Consider the following 19,499-nt stretch of genomic DNA (forward strand, 5'->3'; position numbering starts at 1 on the left):
CGCTATGATCGTTGCGCCCACACCTTCTTCTCAGCCATCTGCATCGCCGCTACCGTCATCTTCTGGCTCGGTAATCAATGAGTCCTGAGCCTAGTGTAATCCACCCGAACCGCCGGGCGGAACCTGCCTCCGCAAGGATCGGCCGTTCATCGCGGCCAACGGGCCGCAGACCTGCGGACACGCGGAAGGCTGCCCCTGTGGCACTTTGATTGCATTGCTCCAGAGAGTCACGCGCCCGACGATCATCAGTCTTGCGAATGCAACAACATCGTGAGACGTCACCGAAGAAGACACGTGCAGGGCGTCATGTGTCTGCCAATGGCGACGATGGGGGAATGGCTGGTGATGAGTGGCTCTCGTAAACTCACCCGCACCAGCTTGCTCCTCTGCGGCAGCGTCATCGCGCTGTCCGCCTGTTTGCCGCCCTGGCGGGCAGCCCACGCCGCGGATCAGGTCCTTCGCGAGGTCGTCAGCGGCGCGGACGGCAGGGAATTTTCCATCCTTGCCGGCCAGCCGGTCGATTCCACGGCGGGCGCATCTGCCGGGTCATCGACGCGAGGGCTGGCGTTCCGGATGCTGTCGCCGGCGTCCACCACGGCGGTGGAAATAGGTTCGCGAGGCGGCAACGGAGCCTTGGGCGCTCCCCTCACCAGCAGCGGGATCTACGCGTCGAGTTTCACATCGGCGGGCAAGGCGGGCGGCAATGCCGGCAATGTCTGGCTGGCCCTTCTCGGCACGTTCAAGGGCGAGGGCAGCCAGTCGCAGAACGCCGCGCTCGTTTACCTCTATTCGATCGGCGGCGACGGGCGGGTCGGAACCCCCGGGATTGGCAAGGGAGGCCGAGCCGGAACGGTCACGCTCGACCTTGGTGCGGATATCAGCACCGGCGGGGACAATTTCTTTGGTGTCTGGGCGCGCTCCAAGGGCGGGCAATCGGGTCGCAACCAGCAGTATGACGGCCAGTTCTATGTCCCCTTCGCCTTCGCGAGGCCGGCCGATGCCACCGATCATGCCGGCGCCGACGGCAATAAGGTGGACGTCACCATCCGGGCGGAGGCGTCCGTCACCACCCATGGCAAGGGCGCCCACGCGGTGGTGCTCGAATCCATCGGAGGATCGGGGCTCGACGGCGGCGGCAAGCGTGACGAGGTTCTCACCCGCGGCGGCGATGGCGGCGAGGTCCGGCTCACCAATTCCGGCCTCATCGCGACGAATGGCAGCGGCTCGGCCGGATTGCTGCTTCAGTCGGTGGGCGGTCACGGCGGCGATCAGGTCTACGTCCCGCTCGGCATCCAGATCGGCGACGCCACGGGCGGGTCCGGCGCGAATGGCGGCAATGGCGGCCGCGTCATCGTCGGTCAGGCCGGCTCGATCGACACCCGGCAGGACTATTCGTTCGGCGTCACCGCGGCGTCGATGGGGGGTGTCGGCGGTGTCGGCAACGATTCCACGGGCGTTCATGTCGGCTCCGCCGGAAATGGCGGCAATGCGGGAAATGGCGGCAAGGTGGACGTCGTCAATACGGGCGAGGTAAGGACGGCCGGCAAGGGCTCCGTTGGCATTGCCGCCCAAAGCCTCGGCGGCGGCTCGGCGCTTGGAGCGTTGCAGACAGAGGATATAAGGCCCGGCTCGTATACCGGTGGCGGCGCCGGCGGTTCGCTGATCGGCCTATCGCTCGACGGCGAGGCCGGCCACGGTGGCTCCGGCGGCAACGGGGGCAACGTCCAGGTCAGGAATGCGGGCACGATCTCCACGTCGGGAGACAGCGCGCATGGCATTCTGGCGCAGAGCGTGGGCGGCGGCGGCGGCGCGGGCGGCGATTCCGCGACGGCCTTCTCCGTGCTGCTCGGGGCCGTCACGCAGGGTCAGTTCGGGCAAGGTTCCGCCGCTGCCGGCACCGGCGGGGCCGGCGGCAATGGCGGGGTCGTCGAGATTCTTCCCTCCTATGATCGCCGTGGAACAATCGAGACGACCGGCGACAATGCCAGCGGCATCGTCGCGCAGAGCATTGGCGGGGGCGGCGGGGTCGGCGGAATTGCCGCCGCGAAGGCGCCCGGCCTGCCCATCGCGATCAATATCGGCATCGGCGGCAGTGGCGGCGATGGGGGCAAAGGCGATCTGGTCAGCGTGATCAACACGTCCGATATCCTGACCGCCGGCAGCAATTCCCACGGAATCGAGGCCAGCAGCATCGGCGGCGGCGGCGGACGCGGCGGTGACGCGTCGTCCTACACGGCGGCCGTCGGGCTGCCCGGTGTGGTGGCGGGCGGCGTGACATTCGCCATTGGCGGCGCCGGCGGCAATGGCGGCGCCGGCGGCGGAGTCAACCTGATCAATCTCGCCGACGTGACCACCTCCGGCGACAACTCCGTCGGCCTTCTCGCCAGCAGCATCGGCGGCGGCGGCGGCAACGGCGCGACGGCCAGCGCGCTCGCGGAAATGCTCGGGGTCACGGCGAATTTCGGCGTCACCATCGGGGTCGGCGGCTCGGGCGGCGGCGGCGGCGACGGCGGAGCCGTCCACGTCAGCCATGGCGGCAGGATCGAAACCTCCGGCGAATTCGCGCCCGGTGTCCAGGCGGTCAGCATCGGCGGCGGCGGCGGCAATGGCGGGTCCGGCAAGGCCACCTCGTCCACCGGCATCAAGCAGGGCGAGATCCTCTCGACGCTTTCCGACGCGGTTCCGACGGGCGCCTCGCTGGGCATCAACCTTAGCGTGGGCGGCAGCGGCGGCGCCGGCGGAAACGGCGGCGAGGTGACGGCCGACAACCTTGGCGGCATCACCACGCGGCGCGCCTCCTCGACAGGCATGCTGGCACAAAGCGTCGGCGGCGGGGGCGGAAACGGCGGCGGCTATGTCTCGGGCGGCAAGACGTCGCTCTCCGCCCGAATCGGCGTCGGCGGCAGCGGCGGCAAGGGCGGCGACGGCGGCGCTGTCACGGCGACGAACGCGGCGGGCGCCGTCATCTCCACGAGCGGAAACGGTTCGGTCGGACTTCACGCCCAGAGCATCGGCGGCGGCGGCGGAAATGGCGGGGCCTATGGCAGCGCGACGCCGAAGAAGGCCGAGAAGAGTGCCGCCGCAAATCCGAGCGGCAGCTTCCTGCTCAAGATGGCCGACGCGTTGATCAAGGGAAATGACATCGCCACCAAGCTCTTCGGCAAGAAGGTCTCCTTCCTCGATTCCGACAGCCTCTTCCAGCAGCGGGTCAGCGACGCGGCCTTCGCGGTCAAGTCGATCAAGTCGGCGCTCAACTCGGCGGCGGACGCCACCGCCAGGCCCTCGCCGGTAAAGGCGCCGTCGACTTTTGCCGCCGCCCGTGACAATGACGACGACGCGACCGTCAGCGCGAAGGATATCGATGAGATTTTCCTGGATGCGATACGCGAGTCATCTCGCGCGGCAGCCATGGAATATATTATCGGCGACTTCGCCAGCCAGGCCAAGAATGCGCTCAAGAGCGCGATCGGCAGCCGGCGGCTCAAATCCCCCCTCCCTTTGCCCCTGACGCTTGACCTGCAGGTCGGCGGCACCGGCGGCGATGGCGGAAACGGCGGCCCGGTTGCCGCGCGCAACGATGGCGGCATCGAAACGAGCGGTGCCGCGGCCACAGCCATGCTGGCCCAGTCGATCGGCGGCGGCGGCGGCACCGCGGGCGGCAGCGTGACGTTTGGGCCGGACATGCTCGATGTCAAGGGAACGCTGGGCAGTCGATCAGCGGGTGCCGATGGCAATGGCGGCCGCGTCACGGTGAACAATACCGGCATGCTGCGCACATCGGGCCATGCCTCGTTCGGCATGGTGGCTCAGAGCATTGGCGGCGGTGGCGGCATTCTGACGGCGGTCTCCAACGCCGCCATGACCGGGACCATGAATGTAACCATGACCCTCGGCTCGACCAGCACCGCGATGGCGAATGGCGGCGACGTCGCCGTGTCCAATACCGGAGCGATCGCCACCTCCGGTCGGGACGCGCACGGCATTGTTGCGCAGAGCATCGGCGGCGGCGGCGGCATGTATATCGTGAACCGCCAGAGCGTGCTGGGTGCCGAAGCCCTCGCGACGAGTGAAACCGAGGCACAGGCGCTGAGCGATCTCGAGGATCTGCTCGCCCTTGCGGGGGAGCGCACGGGCAATGCCGACCTCGACCTGCGCGCATCACTCGCCGCGGCGGCGGCCTCCGAAGTCCCGTCCGCCTCGGTCAAGACCCAGTTCGGCGGCATCGGCGCCAATCGGACGGATGCTTTCGGCGGATCCGGCGCGAATGTCAGCGTCGAGCATATGGGTTCGATCCGCACGACGGGGGTGGGGGCGATCGGCATCGTCGGGCAGAGCATTGGCGGCGGCGGCGGTCTTGGCGCGGACGCGAGCGGCTTGTCCGAGCCGGTTCATTTCGAGCTGAGCTTCGGAGGCGTGCCACTGGCCATAAACGACACGACGGCCACCGGCGATGGAGGTTCGGTGAGCCTCGCTTTCGGCAAGGGCGCGTCGATCGTCACGAAGGGCGACGGTGCCCATGGCGTGCTGCTGCAGTCGATCGGCGGTGGGGGCGGCTATGGCGGCGTCGGCACAGGCACCATCCGCCGCTCGTCGCTTGCCGAGAGCGTCGCCGGGATCGATTGGCGGGATGCCGGTCTCCGTACGGCTTCCTACGGAAACGGCGGCGACATTTCCGTCGCCATGGCACAGTGGCCGAATGGACCAATGTCCATTTCCACAAGCGGCGCGCGGGCGCACGGGCTCTATATTCAGAGCCTCGCCGGAGGGGGCGGTGCCGCCTTCGACGTGAACGGCGCCGACGTGGCTCCCGTAACCGACACGGCCGGCCAACCCGTCGTGGTCGATTATATCTATGCTCCCTTCACCGCAAACGGCAGCCCCTATGTCTATGATCCCGCCGCCGTTTACGGGGCCGCCTCTGCTCTGCTCGGCGTCGGGCATGCCGGCCGGGTGAGCATCGATACCCAGGGCACGATCAACGCGACCGGCCGGGATGCCTATGGCATCTTCGTCCAGGATGGACGCCAGAAGACGGACGGTTCGATCGATCCCCGCGTGCCCGGTTGGAGCGGCACCGTCTCGATCCGCAACGAGGGGACGATCTGGGGCGGCTCCGGCACCGGCGCGGGCATCCGGATCGACGGCGCCGGCAGCAACAGCATCACCGTGCCATGGAATTCGGCGCTGGGAGCGAAATCGGGCGTCGCGGTCATTTCGCGGCTCGGCACGACCACGATCACCAATGCCGGGCTGATCGAGGGCGACATTCTCCTCTCGAACGCGGCCTCGAACGGGTTCGTCAACGAGGCGATCGGCACCTATCGCAGCCGCGGTGGCGCGGGCACGCTGGATCTGGGCCTGAACGGCCTGTTCACCAATCGCGGGACGCTCGACATCGGCGGAAGCGGTCGCGTCTCCAACCTCTCGCTGAGCAGCCGCGCGCTGCTGGGGGGCCAGATGCTGGCCGATGTCCGCAGCACCGCCAGGGGCGTGACCAGCGCCGATCTCCTCTCGGTCTACAACCTGAGCTTCGATGGGCTGAACATCCGGCCCCATGCTGTCGACGGCCTGCTGCCGGGGAGCTACCGGGTCATCGAATGGCTCATGAAGAGCGGCAGCGGCGCCCCGAGCGTCACCAATTATGGTGGGGCGCCCATCTCCTGGACCTCCGGCATCCAGCGCAACGCGGTCATCCTGACGCCATCCGCCAATTTCCTCACCCCCGATACGGCGAACTGGAACACGAACGAGCGCAACCTCGCCGCCACCTATCAGACGGCGTGGAACGCCAGCTCGCCCGGCGAGGCGCCGGTTTTCGCCCAGCTGGCCAACGTGACCTCGGCAGGAAACTACCGGCAGGCCGTGGACAGCCTGTCCAGCGAGGAACAGCTGGCCCCCGCGACCACGCAGACGCTCGCCGCGCGCGGCGCCATGAATGCCGCGCTGAGTTGCCCGATCTTCGTCGACAACAGCGTGATGATCACCGAGAGCGAGTGCGCCTGGGCCCGCGTGACCGGCTCGCGCATCCACGCCTCGGACACCGCCGTCGCCGACGGCTTCACCCAGACCGGCGTCACCATGCGGCTGGGGGCGCAGTGGGAAATCGCCGATAACTGGTTCATGGGCGTCACCGGCGCCTACACCAATACAAGCCTCGACAGCAGGGACGGCTATACCCGGACCGACGGCGACAATGGCGACCTCGCCGTCTCCATCAAACACCAGGTGGGGCCGTGGCTCTTCGCGGCCTCGGCCGAGGCCAGTTTCGGCGTGTTCGACACCACGCGCTATTTCAACTTCGAATCGGCCAGCCCCAGCGACACCAGCACATCCAACATCTGGACCGCAGGGCTGCGTCTGCGCGCCGCCTACGAACTGCCGCTGCCCAATGAGAATTTCTATCTGCGGCCTTATGTCGACCTCGACGCCATCTATACCCACATGCCGGGCTATCAGGTCGAACTGTCCGCCGGCAGCCATCTCAACGTCGGCACCTTGCAGGACTGGACGTTCGCGCTGACCCCGGCGCTCGAATTCGGCGCGCGCATCGACCTCGATGACGGCTCATGGCTCCGGCCCTATGCCATGGCCGGCATGACCTTCCTGTTCGAGAATGACACCAGCGTCACGGCCAGCTTCGACACGGCGCTGGCGCAGGGTATCGATTTCACGACCCGGTCCCCGCTTCCCGACACGCTGTTCGATATCGGAGCCGGCCTGCAATTCATGTCCAACGATACCTATGAGCTGCGCGGCGAGTATCGCGCCCAGATCGGCAGCGACTATCTCGGCCAGGAGGCCAGCCTGCGCTTCTCGGTTCGCTTCTGACGCATTCGCGCCGGGCACGTGGCGCGGCTTCCTTGCCACGAACCCACCCCCCAAGGCGCCTCGGGGCGCTACGGGGAGGCATAGTCTGGCCCGTCTTCCGTCCCGCGCTGCAGGATGCAGCGGCTTTCAAGCGACGCATGACGCGCCGACACCTTTGTCGGCGGCGTCCGGTGGAACGCCACCGCGAGCGCGTACCTTCTATCTCAGCGACCACTGAATATTGGTGCATTCGCGGTAGGCGGCATCGGTCTCCTCCTGCACGTCCACATTGAGCCGGTGAAGCAGGCGATAGACCAGATTCCCCGTCGAGCGCTGGCCAGCCGCGACGATCTCGCCGCTGCGATAGGTCCGAAGCTGCGCGAGCAGGTCCGAAAAATTCGCGCAGCGGAAGGCCGGCTTGTCGGCGAAATAGGTGAGCATCAGCGCATTGTATGTCTCGACGACCTCCTTCGTCTTCACCTGCATGTCCGTGCGGTCGAAACGGTCCTCGATCGTCTTGGGCATGGAGAACCAGCGATTGACCCGGGCCGGACCCTGCGACCACAGGGCGAAATGGGGAACGCCACCCTCGTCGGCCTCGCTGGGGCGGCGGGAGCCGCGGAACAGCACTTCGACGGCAACGCCGTTGAAGGTGATCTGGCCCTGCTGTTCGAGTTTGGTGAGCCGGTTGTAGAAGCTGAGCAGCCTCTCGAAATCCGCCGGCGCGACGGAGGCCGGCGCCGCGAGGAAGACGTGGACGTCCAGGTCCCCCTTCTCGTCCCATTCCCTCGAAATATTGCTGCCGAGCAGGTCGATGTCGGTGATGCGGACCGTCTCCACGGGAAACGCCAAGCGGTCGAACATCGATCGGACCAAGGCAAGGGTGCGCGCGCGCACATCCTCGCGAAACGTTCCGTCGGCGTTCCACAGGCGTGGATTGAGCGTGGCTGGAAAGGTGGTCAGCGCGGAGATCGCCGCTGCAAGCTGCTCGTCCGTCTCCAGCACCAGTACAGGCATAGCGCGATAGGGCGACTGGAGGTAGAATGAAGCTCCCATATCGGCCAGAGCGGCAGAGGTGACCACCAGAGCTGAAATAAGAGCCAAATATTGGCCACATCGACGCATCGATGAGACCTGATACCTCCAAAAAGGAGGAAAGACACCCCAACGACCGACCATAGAACGCCCCCGTAAGACGATGAGATTATTGAAACAGTTTATTTTTGCCAAAGATTATAGATTTCATGTAAGCCACGCCACATCCTTCAGAAACTGGTCGATCCTGATCCAGGCGAAGGCTTCGTTGGTCAATTCCGTGTCGCGCCGATCTCCTGTTGCGTAGCACTCCTCGTGCACCGACTCGGCAGGTCGGCTGCCCATATTCTGCCGTCACATCGCTGCGCGCGGTGCGGTGGAAGAGCGCACATCCGGCAGCCGCAACGCATCCATTTCCGCATGAAATCCCTTCAACTGCCCGCGCGTCAGCCGCTTCGTCCGCGATCATTGCTGAACAGGCGTGCGGACGGGTCCGAAGCCCGCCTGAGGCGGCTCCAAGGCGCCATCGAGGCCGGCGTCGCCGATCGGGACGACCCCGCGCTGAAGGACCGGATCGCCGGCCTCAAGGCCATGCGCGATCGGGCCAAGGTGGTGCCGATGCGAATGCACTGCTTGCCGACATTGCCGCCCCTGAGCAGGCGGATCGACCCTTGAGCGCCCGGTCGAGCCCTTCGGCGATGGTTTCGCGCTATGTCAGCTGGCCGGCGGTGCCCCATCTCGCCAGATCGGCAATGCCCTCGACTACAGGGTAATGTGCAATCTCCGCCTTCTCGGAATGACACCCGCCGCCGGGACCGAAAATGTCGCTCGCTCGACGGCGCCCACATCCGCCTCCCCGATCTTCGCCTTACCCCGCCTCAGAACTTCACAGTGAGCGCGGCGTTGAATCCGTTCTGGGTCACGCCGTCGCCGAACTGGCCGGTATAGGCGATGCCGAGGGTCCAGCTGGCGCTAAGGCGCAGATCGAGCCCGGCTTCCAGCACGGCGGCGTCTTCGGCGATTGGCACGCCGGTAATGGTGAAGGCGTCGGATCCGACGAAGGCCTGCGTGACGGACGGCGCGATGTCGCCGAACGCGTGGCGCCAGCCGATGGTCCCGCGCAGCGTTGCCTCATAGGCGCCGAGCGTCAGCTCGCTGGATGCCCGCAGACCGAGCGTGGCAAAGGTGGTGTCGAAATCCGCGCCGTCGGAATACAACGCCGCCGCCCCGCCCTGCTCGGCATAGCCGTCGGTGTTCAGCCTGACATAAGCGAGGTTGGCGAAGGGCTCGAACGACGCAAAGGGCGCGTCGATCCGGTAGCCCAGTTCGCCGAAGGCCTGGAAGGTGCCGGCATTGTAGTCGGCCGAGAGGCTGTCCGTGAAGCCCGGGAAGCCGACCGTCCGGTTGGTCGAGACGTCCTGCCATGTGTAGGCGAGCCCGCTGCGCAGCGCGAGCGCGTCCCAGTTCCTGCCGGCGTAGAGCGCGGCATGCCAGTTGTCGCTGTTACCGGAGGAATTGCGCCCGGCAATGGAGAAGTCGGTATAGCTGTAGCCGCCGGCAACGCCGATCCGCCAGCCGTCAAAGACCAGCGTGTCGGCGCCGATCAGGAAGCCGCCGGTGGAATCGTTGATGCCGGCAGCGTTGGCGGTGCCGTCAAACGAGCCCCAATTGCCGAAGCCCGTGGTCCACAACGCGAATTTTTCCGCCGGCGCAGGCATGGGGGCCTTAAGGGCCGCGAAGGCGGGTGTGCCGGGCGTGCCTTCCGTGGCGGGCGCGGCATAGGCGAGCGCGCCGTCCGGCGTCCCCACCACGCTGACGACCGTGCCGGCGGCGGCCGCCACACCGCCCTGCGCAGCGCGCAGCCGGTCGTTCAGCGCACCGCGAATGAGGCTGCTTTGCTCCATGAACACGCTCTGCAGGGAGGCATGCACCTCGCCGGAGAGCTGGTCGAACGCCGCGGGCGCCTGGCCGGCGGTGAGCTGCAGCACGCTGTTGAAGACCGCGTCGCCGAGACCGAGCGACTGCGCCGCATTGGCGACGGCGCTCTGATTTGACGTCAGCGCAGTCGTGGCGAAGTCGACATCGTTGCGCGCCAGCGTCAGGTAGACATTGCCGCTGTCATAGCTCAGCGATGGGCTGATGAAGGCGTAGTTCGAGACGACACTCGCGAACTGCCCGGCGACGCCGGCCTGGGCGCTGAGGATGGTGTAGGTGGCGAGCGGGTTTTCATAGCCGGCCTGCGCCAGCAGGGAGACCGTGCCACCCGACAGCGTCGCCGTGCCGGTCGCGGCGATGAGGTCATGCGTGCCATCGGCCCACATCTCCGCCGCATAGGTCGAGCCGGCCGCGAAGGAAACGTTGCCGTTGACGGTGATGGTGCCCGGCGAAGTGCCCGGCGCGACCGTGCCGCCGCTGCCGACGGTGAGCCCGCCAATCGTGCCGCTGCCACCCAGCGTGCCGCCGGCAAGCACCGAAACCGGCCCGCCGAGGCTGCCATTCACCTGGAGAAGCCCGGCCTGGACCGTCGTCACGCCGGTAAAGGCCGAACCGTTGCCGGTATAGTTCAGCCCGCCGCCACCCAGCTTGGCAAGGTCGCCGCTGCCGGCGAGGGTGCCGGAAAGCGCCAGCGTGGTGCCTTCGGCCACGTCGAACCCGCCGGACGCGGCCACGTTCACGGCGCGCGCCGAGGCGAAGCTGGCCGTCGTCGACAGCGTGCCTCCGTCGAAGGTGAGCCCGCTCGCGGCATCGCCGAGATTGGCGTCCGCCGCCACCTGCACCACGCCGCCGGCCAGTTCGGTGCCGCCGCGGTAGCTGTTGGCGCCGGAAAGCACCAGCGTGCCGGCCCCATTCATGACCACCTTGCCGCTGCCGGCGATCGGCGCGGCCAGCGTCGCGAGATCGGTGAAATTGCCGATGATCGCGCCGTCATTCTCGATGATGCCGGCATCGACGGCACCGGCCGCTCCGCCGGTGCCGATGACGAGGCGGCTGCCGGCATTGACGTGCAGCGTGTCCCGCACGCGGACCGTGCCCCCATCGGCGACCGTCAGCGTGCCGGTATGATCGAGGGGAAGGAAACCGATTTCCATGAGGCCGTGAACCTCAAGCACCGATCCGGTCCCGGTGACCAGCAGGGAGGTCGGCGCACCGAGATCGGTGAAGATCGCCGTCTGGTCCACCTCGAAACGCCCGCCGTCGCTGACGAGAAAGCCCCGGCTCTGCTCGACGCCGATCTGAGCGGCGCCCTCGACGGTGATATGGGAGCCGGAGCCGCTCACCTCGACAACGCCGCCGCCGACCTCGAAGAGGGCGTTCGAACCAGTCACTGTCAGCGAGCCGCCGCCGATCACGGCCAGCCGGCTGTCATCCATGGATACCGTGGAGGGATGACCCGTCGTCCCGCTCACCGCCAAACTGCCGCCGTCGATGGTGATGCCGCCGCCGGCTCCGCAGGCGCAGAGCGATAGCGCGCCCAGCTGACTATCGGTGCCGGTAAGGGTGAGCGTGCCGCTGCCAGTCTTCTCCAGCAGGCCATCGCCGGCGAAACTGCCGGAGAACCGCGTGTCGCGGTCGTCGCCGCCGACCGACAGGGCGCTGTCCGGCCCGTCGAGCAGGACCACGCCGCCGCCGAGCGCGCCATCCTCCAGCGCGGCGATCTCCGCCCCGACGCCGTCGGCGATCTCGAGCCGCGCGCCCTGGTTGACGCGATGCGCCGACAGCGAGGACAGCCCGGAAGAGGTCTCCGCCCGCAGCGTGCCGGCCACAATGTCGGTCACGCCCGCATAGGTGCTGGCGCCCGCCAGCGCCAGCGTGCCGTCGCCCTGCTTCATCAGCCCGCCCGGGCCCTCGACCACGCCGGCCAGCGTCGCGATCGTGCCGTCCGCCACGTCGAAGGTGCCCGTGCCGGATAGCGTGACCTGGCGGTTCGAGGTGAGGCTTGCCGTCGTCGCCAGCGTGCCGCCCAGGAAGGTCAGCCCGCCATCGGCATCGCCGAGATTGCGGTCGTCGCTGATCTGCAGGACGCCCATCGCCAGCGTCGTGCCGCCCTCGTAACTGTTCACGCCGGACAGTTCCAGCGTGCCGGCGCCGGTCTTCAGCAGACCCCCGCTGCCGATGATCTGCGTGGCGATCTCGGCCGACACATCGGCGCCCACGCGAACCTCGCTGTCGGCGCCGGACAGGCGGAGGGCGCCCTCGCCTTCCAGCCGATAGCCGGTGGTGCCGAACTGCAGGCCCGCCACCGCCACTTCCTCGGTGACGTCGACGGTGCCCGCCGCCCCCACGAACACGGCGGTGAGGCCACCCCAGGGATTGGCGCTCAGCCCGCTTGCGTCGGTCCAGTTGGCGCTGCCATTGTTCCAGACGCCGTCGCCGCCACGCACCGTGCCGTTCGGCGGGTCCTGCGAGCCGTTCCAATATTGCAGCCCGTTCTGGCTGACGATGAGGTCCACCTGTCCGTCGTCGACGGCGAGCGCGAAGTCATAGCCGACCGCTCCGGTCAGGATGAGGCCGTTATCCGCGGTCAGCGAGCCATAGGTGAACAGGGTGTAGGTATAGGTGCCGAGCCCCGGCGGGGTGAGATCCAGCGTGGCGACGCCGTCCAGCGTCAGCCCGCCGGTCACGGCGACGAGGTCGTTGTTCGGGCCGCCCGCGACGCCGGGCTGGCCGAGCTCGAATTCCAGGCTCGATGCATTGTTCAGCACCAGCGCGCCAACGGTGAGCGTGCCGGGCGAATTGCCCGGCATCAGGCTGCCGCCGCTGGCGACGGTGACCTCCCCACTGACCGTTCCCGATCCGCCGAGCGCCGCGCCCGCGCTCACCTCGACCGCGCCGCCGAGCGTGCCGTTCACTGCCAGTTCCCCGGCGGTGACGCGGGTTGTGCCGGCGAAGGCCGCGCTGTTGCCGGTATAGGCGAGCACGCCCGCGCCTGAAGTGGCGAAGGTGCCGGTGCCCGCGAGTGTACCGGCATAGGTGGACGCCGTTGCGGCAACCAGTTGGAAGGTCGCGTCGCCGTCGATGCCGACATTGCCGGTGAAGCTGCCGGCGGCGGCCGCGAGCGTGCCGGCATCGACCTGCCAGCTCTGCGCGCTCGGGCCCGAGAGGGTCAGCGCGCCCGCGCCGGCCTTGGTGAGCCCGCCGGTGCCGTCAAAGCTGCCGGCGAAGGTGGTGTCGCCGCTGCCGCCGACGGTCAGATCATTGTCGCCGAGCACCACGGAGGAGCCGGCGACGCCGGACAGGTCGCCGATGATGCGGGCGCCGTCGGCTGCGGAGATGTCGAACACGCCCGTCGCGCCGTCGAGCGTCACCGCGCCGGCGGCGGCAAGGGCGCCGCTGCCCGAGAGCGCCAGCGTGCCGGCGGAGATCGTCGTGCCGCCCGCGAAGGTGCTGGCGCTGGTCAGGGTCACCATGCCGGCGCCGGATTTGACGAGCGCGCCGTCCGCGCCGCCGAGGACACCGGAGAGGGTGAAGCTGTCCGTGGCGCCCAGCGCCGCGACGTTGAGCGTGCCCTCCAGCGTGATGCCGCCGGTGGCGGCAAGGTTCAGCGAGGTGGCGCCGCCGGCCTCCATGAAGGTGGCATCGGTGCCGCCCATGGTGGTGGTGGCATTGCCGCCGCGCAGCGTGGCGCCGTCCTCGAAGCTCATGCTGCCGGCGGTGGTGACGCTGTTCGCGCCGCCGGCGACCAGCGTGCCATCGGCGCCGACCGTGAAGGTGGAGCCGGCGCCATCGAACTGCAGCGTGCCGGCCCCGACCTTGGCGTCCTCGTCCTGCGTGGTCGGGTTGTCGACCTCGCCGGCGGCGTAGAGGTAGAGTTGGCCTTCCGAGACCGAGACGTCGGTGCTGCCGGTGCTGGACACGGTGAAGACATTCGCGCCGCCCAGCGCCCAGGTCCCGGCCCCGGTCTTCGCCACGGTGTTGGTGAGGGTGTCGGCGTTGCCGCTCATCGGGTCGCGCATGTCGAGCAGCGCACCTGTACCGGTGTCGACATTGAGCGCGGACGCCGTATAATAGTATTGCTGCCCGTCGTAGGTCCTGACCCCGGTATCGACATCGATCGCCGACGCCTGACCACCGGCCATATTGCCGGAGAACAGGCTGCTGGAGCCATCGCTGACCGTCAGGTTCAGCGTACCGCCGATCATCGCGATCGCGCCGCCTGACGACCCCGCGCTGTTGCCGGTGAAATCGCTGTCGACGAGGCTCGCGACGACGGGGCTGGATGCCCCCTCAACAGAGATCGCGCCGCCCCGATCTCCCGCGCTGTTGCCGGAGAAGCTGCTGGCGATGACCGCGGTGGACCCGCCCCAGGCGACGATCGCTCCGCCCGACGACTGGGCGTCATTGCCCGTGAAGCTGCTGCGTTCGACGAGAAGAGTGCCATTCTGGGCGAGGGCCCCGCCAGAGCCACTGGAGTTCCCCGTGAAGAGGCTGTCGGCCAGCGCCAAGGCGCTGTAGTTGTAGATGGCGCCACCGGAATAGACCGCCGAATTGTCGCTGAAGGTCGCGCCGGCGATGCTCACCGTTCCAATTGTATGGTAGAGCACGCCTCCCAGGTCAGCGTGATTGTCGCTGAACACATAGCCCTGCGTCTGGCCTTCGCCGACGCCGAGATCAAGCATGTCGCCATCGACCACGATGGCAGCGCCGGCCAGGCTGCTCTGGAAGCCATGCAGGCTCAGCCCGGCATCGGCGCCTTCCAGGCGGATCGCAGCGGCCCGCCCAAACCCTACCGTGATCGGGCCATCGGTCGCGGGGTCGAGAGACACCGCCCCGGTGATCTGCAGCGTCGGCAGTTCGCCGCTGGCCTGTCCCGCGCCGATCGCCTGCCGGTAGCTGGCCTGCGCCGCCGCGAGCGCCGCCGCGTTCTCCGCGGTCGGCGCGCTGGCATAGGTGGAGATGGCGGATGAGAGGGCGGACGCCGCAGCGGAAAGCCCGGTGACGCCGCTCGCCGACGCATTGAAGCTGATGTCGACGCCGTCGCCCAGCGCCGCCTTGCTGGCCACGCTCAGAGTGCCGGAGGTTATGGTCGTGCCGCCGGAATAGCTATTGACGCCCGAGAGGGTGAGAATCTGCGGCCCGACATCGACGACGACACCACCCTGGCCGTTGACGTCGTTCGACACATCGGCGTCAATGCCGTCCAGCTTGAAGGTGAGCGAGCTGCCGGGGGCGTTGACGGCCAGATTGCCGGTGAGGCTCCAGCCTTCCTGTAGCGTCAGGCTGTTGCTGCCGCCGGTGAAGGAAATGGCATTGGCGCGCGTCACGCCATCGCCCGATAACCCGCCGGAGATCGCGCCGGCATTGATGATCGTCAGATCGGCGCCGACGACACCGGTTCCACCGGCTCCCGCGACCCCGGCTAAGTTGGCGGACGTCCCCCCCGCCCCGCCCGCGCCGCCGAGGATGGTCCCCGAATTGACGAGCGTACCGCTGCCGGTGAAAAAGACGCCCGTCCCACCGGTTCCACCGCCGCCCCCAGTGCCTTGGGCGCCGCTGCCATTGCCGCCCGCGCCGCCCGTCCCGCCTTCGGCGGTCCCGGTCAGGGTGTAGGTGAGGCCGGTGCTGTCGACGACGACGCCCCAACCGGCTGCGCCGCCGCCACCGCCGCCGCCGCCGGGCCCATCAATCGGTGATCCATTGCCGCCACGGCCGCCACTACCACCGATCGCACCAGCATCGGTTGTCGTCGTCGTGAGCACTTGGCCATGCGCGCCGCCGCCGCCGCCGCCACCACCGCTGCCGCTGCCGGATATGGTCTCGCCCTGGCCGCCGTCACTGCCCGTGCCGCCGGCTGCGATGGCTCCGGCACCGCCCGCGCCCGATGCGCCGCCGCTCTTGCCGCCGGCGCCACCAGCTGCACCGGCGCCACCGCCTCCACCGGCCGTGACCGCAAAAGTACCCTCTCCACCGGCATCGCCGGTTGCCGTTGCCGAATCGGCACCGCCAGCGCCGCCGTCGGAAATTGATGAAGTCGAGCCGCCATTGCCGCCCTCGGCGAAAGCCGGCAGCGGGAACAGGGCCGGAGATACGACAAGGGTTCCGGCGAGCACGCACAGGACGAGAAGCGACACGCCCCCCAGCGCCGCGGCGCGGGTGCGGACGGGCGATGGACGTCCATAGGGGGATGGCCTTGTCGCACGCTCGCTCGCCACAGCGATGCGGTCGACGCAATGGTTTTCGCGACGCTCACGCGCCCGCACTCGCCCGCCACACCCCATCACCCGCCCCATCCCCTCTGGCTCGCCCAACCAGAATCACCTCGCCAATCGGTGTCCCGATGCCGCAACGCAAACTAGGACAGGAGGCGGGAGAGGGTCATGTCCTCTAAATAGAGGATGCGTCGCGGGTTCTCTCGTCCAGCCGGGTACGAATCCCCTCGACCGAGGCCGGGACGGCGCGAGAGCATGTTCCGCAAAAGTTGAATGACTTTTGCGATCAGAACATGCTCCAGCCCATTGAATCTGGAGCATTTTCTTGTCGATCAGATGGTTCCATCTGATCGGAAAAGGCGCTAGCCGGTGCGATTGAGCCAGAGGCCCATGAGCGCGGCGCGGCTGCGCACCCCGAACTTGCGGAAGATGCGCATGACATGCTGGTGGACGGTGGAGGACGCCACATCCATCTGCCGGGCAATCTGCTTTTCGGCCGCCCCGGTCAGCAGAAATTGCAGGATGCGGCGCTCCGTCGGCGTCAGCGGGGCGGAGGCGATCAGCAGGCCGTTCGCCAGCAGGAGGCTGCGGTGGAACCATTTGATCCCGCGCAAGGCGTAGGCGAGCCGCGCGATCTCCTCGTCGGTGAACGTCCGGTGCGAATAGAAGCCGAAATGCGACTCGCAATTCTCGTTCAGCGGAAACGCGACGAACACCGCGTCATGCGTCCCCACCGCGCCGTAGTGGCGCTCATAGAACGCGCTCCCGAACCATGCCGCCGGCAGTTCCCGGCGGAACGAATAGGTGCGGAACGTGCCGACCGCGCGCATCGGCAAAAGGAAGGAGGGATCGATCTCGCGCCGGTCCCAGACGCGCAGTATTTCCTTGAAATGGCCTTCGTCCGGGTGCGGGGCGACCGGATGGAGCGCCTGCACCGCGCCAACCCGCCAGCCCTGCAGCGGGTCCTCGCCATTGTCGCCGTCGAACCGCATGGCACCCGCCCAGGTGGCGTTCCAGGCCCCGACCATGTCGCACAGCCGCGCCATGAACTGGGCGGCCGCCTGATCGGGGTGGCTGGCCTGGAAGTCGGAAAGCTCGTCCCACAGGCGATGAATGATCTCTGTCTGCATGGGTGCCTTCTGGACGGGTACCGCAACCACTGCGGGCGCGGTTCACATCATCTCTCTTCACGTAGCGAGATACCAACCTTCGTCCCGACGGGTAAGATGAAAGACGCAGCTTTATGGCTTCCACCGTTCGTCCTCGCGGACCGCAAAGGGCGCAATGCGCAGCAGGCGCCGCCTATGACGAGCGCCGCGCCATCCGTGGCTTGAAGCGGATCAATGGAGGTGGCCGCGCGGAAGTGGCGGCTGCGCGCATCGCCACTATGCCGGCTCGATCAAGGCCCGGCAGGGCGAGACCGGCTGCCCCGGTCGCGATACCCGGTTTCTACCCGGGATTTTCCCGGTTCAAAGCGGATTTCGGCGAACGGCTGCGAACAAGGCATGCCGCCGAAATCGTGCGGATTCAGCGGATTTCGGGTGGGTCAGAACATGTGCGGAAAGGTGGATGGCGGGCCGCGAGCGACCAAGAAGAGAACTATGTGTACGCTATAGCCCTATGACGTATGTTGACCCGTTGCGTACCCTCGGCGTCACTTTCAGCGACGTCCGCTTTGCGCCGCCTTCTCGGACATTCCGACTGAACCGGCGAATGCCTGAAAGCGGTCGTTCGCTTTTCTACAGCCGGACGAGCATGCCGAGACGCCGCTGGAACTGGCCGCAGCACTTATGGCACCGCTTTCGACAATGCGACGATCCGGATGAATCTCTCACGCCACCTGGTGGTTCGCCAGCAGCTCGAGCGCCTTGACGAGGGCCGAGTGGTCGAGCGCCGCGCCGCCATGGGCGGCAACCGACGAGAAGAGCTGCTGCGCTAGCGCTGTCGAGGGCAGCGACATCTGCATCTGACGCGCGCCGTTCAGCGCGAGGTTCAGATCCTTCTGGTGCAGTTCGATGCGGAAGCCCGGATTGAAGGTCCGCTTCACCATGCGCTCGCCATGCACCTCGAGGATGCGCGAATTGGCGAAGCCGCCCATCAGCGCCTGGCGCACCTTGGCCGGGTCGGCGCCCGCCTTGGAGGCGAAGAGCAGCGCCTCGCCGACGGCGAGGATATTCAGCGCGACGATGATCTGGTTGGCCACCTTGGTGGTCTGGCCGTCGCCATTGCCGCCGACCAGGGTGATGTTCTTGCCCATCTTCTCGAAGAGCGGCTTCACCGTCTCGAAGGCACCCTCGGGGCCGCCGACCATGATGGTGAGCGAGGCGGCCTTGGCGCCGACCTCGCCTCCGGAGACCGGCGCGTCGAGATAGTCGCAGCCGAGCTCGTTGATCTTCTTGGCGAACTCCTTGGTCTCCACCGGCGCGATCGAGCTCATGTCGACCACGATCTTGCCCGGCGTCAGGCCCGCCGCGATGCCGTTCTCGCCGAACAAAGCGGCCGCCACATGCGGGGTATCCGGCACCATGGTGATGATGATGTCGGCGTGCTTCGCCACCTCCGTGCCGGTCGCGCAGGCGACGCCGCCCTTGCCGGTCAGCTCGGCCGACACCGGCTTGATGTCGTAGAGATAAAGCTCATGGCCCGCATCGATCAGGTGGCCCGCCATCGGCGCGCCCATGATGCCGAGACCGACAAATCCAACCTTCGCCATCGTCTTTTCCTCGCTCGTTGAACCAGTCTCAGGCCTTGAACTTCTTCGCGATGGCCTCGGTGCTGCGCGCCAGCGTGCCGGTGTCGATGCCGACCGCCGTGAAGGTGCTACCCGCCGCCATGTAGCGCCGCGCCAGCGTCTCGTCGCCGGTGAGAATGCCGGCCGGCTTGCCGGTGGCAAGGATGCGGTGCAGCGCGCCCTCGATCAGCTCGACGATATAGGGGTTGCCCTGGTCGCCGAGATAGCCGAGGTCCGACGAGAGGTCGCCCGGCCCGACGAACAGGCCGTCAATCCCGTCCACCGCCGCGATGGCCTCGATATTGTCGAGCGCCTGCTTGGTCTCGATCTGTACGAGAATGCAGATCTCCTCATGGGCGCGGGCATGGTAATTGGCGACGCGGCCATAGCGCGAGGCGCGGGCCGCCCCGGCAAAGCCGCGGATGCCGTGCGGGGGAAAGCGCGTCGCCGCCACGGCGGCCTGCGCCTGCTCCGCGGTCTCGACCATCGGGACGAGGAAGGTAAGCGTCCCGATGTCGAGGAAACGCTTGAACACGATGGGATCGTTGACGGGGATGCGCACGATGGGGTGCGTCGGGGTCTCCATCACCGCATGAAGCTGCGAGAGCACGCCGGGCACATCGTTGGGGGCGTGCTCGCCATCGATGATCAGCCAGTCGAAGCCGGAACCCGCCAGAATCTCGGTGGCGGTCGGGCTCGCCATGCTGTTCCAGAAGCCGATCTGCTGGCGACCGGCCGTGAGGCCGCGTTTGAAGCTATTGACGGGCAGGTCCACGGTG

The 19,499-nt window shown here is 67.7% G+C and carries 7 protein-coding genes and 1 pseudogene; 3 read left to right on the plus strand and 5 right to left on the minus strand.

Annotated features, from left to right (window positions below):
• Window positions 1-633: 633 nt before the first annotated feature.
• A complete protein-coding gene (locus tag QOZ99_RS21435; RefSeq protein WP_306892032.1) occupies window positions 634-6,828 on the plus strand; it encodes an autotransporter outer membrane beta-barrel domain-containing protein in 6,195 nt (2,064 codons plus the stop codon).
• 198 nt (window positions 6,829-7,026) lie between these two features.
• Here QOZ99_RS21435 and QOZ99_RS21440 read toward each other — a convergent pair whose 3' ends face one another.
• Complete coding sequence (locus QOZ99_RS21440) at window positions 7,027-7,986, minus strand: hypothetical protein (protein WP_306892033.1); 960 nt, start codon at window positions 7,984-7,986, stop codon at window positions 7,027-7,029.
• 276 nt (window positions 7,987-8,262) lie between these two features.
• Between QOZ99_RS21440 and QOZ99_RS21445 the strand changes: the two genes are divergently transcribed.
• On the plus strand, window positions 8,263-8,517 hold the full coding sequence (locus tag QOZ99_RS21445) for a hypothetical protein (protein WP_306892034.1): 255 nt from the start codon (window positions 8,263-8,265) through the stop codon (window positions 8,515-8,517).
• A gap of 203 nt (window positions 8,518-8,720) precedes the next feature.
• Here QOZ99_RS21445 and QOZ99_RS21450 read toward each other — a convergent pair whose 3' ends face one another.
• Together QOZ99_RS21450 and QOZ99_RS21455 are read right to left on the minus strand one after the other, a co-directional pair.
• A complete protein-coding gene (locus tag QOZ99_RS21450) occupies window positions 8,721-15,911 on the minus strand; it encodes an autotransporter domain-containing protein (RefSeq protein WP_306892035.1) in 7,191 nt (2,396 codons plus the stop codon).
• 440 nt (window positions 15,912-16,351) lie between these two features.
• Entirely contained in the window at window positions 16,352-17,119 is a 768-nt protein-coding gene (locus tag QOZ99_RS21455) for a helix-turn-helix transcriptional regulator (protein WP_306892036.1), read from the minus strand.
• A gap of 170 nt (window positions 17,120-17,289) precedes the next feature.
• Here QOZ99_RS21455 and QOZ99_RS21460 point away from each other — a divergent pair.
• Window positions 17,290-17,385, plus strand: a pseudogene (locus QOZ99_RS21460) (HNH endonuclease); the annotation flags it as partial.
• Window positions 17,386-17,820: 435 nt separating this feature from the next.
• Here the strand turns inward: QOZ99_RS21460 and QOZ99_RS21465 are convergent.
• Together QOZ99_RS21465 and QOZ99_RS21470 are read right to left on the minus strand one after the other, a co-directional pair.
• Window positions 17,821-18,702, minus strand: a complete 882-nt coding sequence (locus QOZ99_RS21465) for a 2-hydroxy-3-oxopropionate reductase (protein WP_306892037.1) — start codon at window positions 18,700-18,702, stop codon at window positions 17,821-17,823.
• 28 nt (window positions 18,703-18,730) lie between these two features.
• Window positions 18,731-19,495: an aldolase/citrate lyase family protein gene (locus QOZ99_RS21470; RefSeq protein WP_306892038.1), complete on the minus strand. Its 765-nt coding sequence runs from the start codon at window positions 19,493-19,495 to the stop codon at window positions 18,731-18,733.
• Window positions 19,496-19,499 lie beyond the last annotated feature (4 nt).

Origin of the sequence: Ancylobacter amanitiformis (assembly GCF_030814815.1) — a bacterium.
Taxonomy (GTDB): domain Bacteria; phylum Pseudomonadota; class Alphaproteobacteria; order Rhizobiales; family Xanthobacteraceae; genus Ancylobacter; species Ancylobacter amanitiformis.

Coding starts and splice junctions, on each gene's coding strand:
- QOZ99_RS21445 (WP_306892034.1), top strand. CDS start 8,263: ATGAAATCCCTTCAACTGCCCGCGCGTCAGCCGCTTCGTCCGCGATCA.
- QOZ99_RS21465 (WP_306892037.1), bottom strand. CDS start 18,702: ATGGCGAAGGTTGGATTTGTCGGTCTCGGCATCATGGGCGCGCCGATG.
- QOZ99_RS21455 (WP_306892036.1), bottom strand. CDS start 17,119: ATGCAGACAGAGATCATTCATCGCCTGTGGGACGAGCTTTCCGACTTC.
- QOZ99_RS21440 (WP_306892033.1), bottom strand. CDS start 7,986: ATGGTCGGTCGTTGGGGTGTCTTTCCTCCTTTTTGGAGGTATCAGGTC.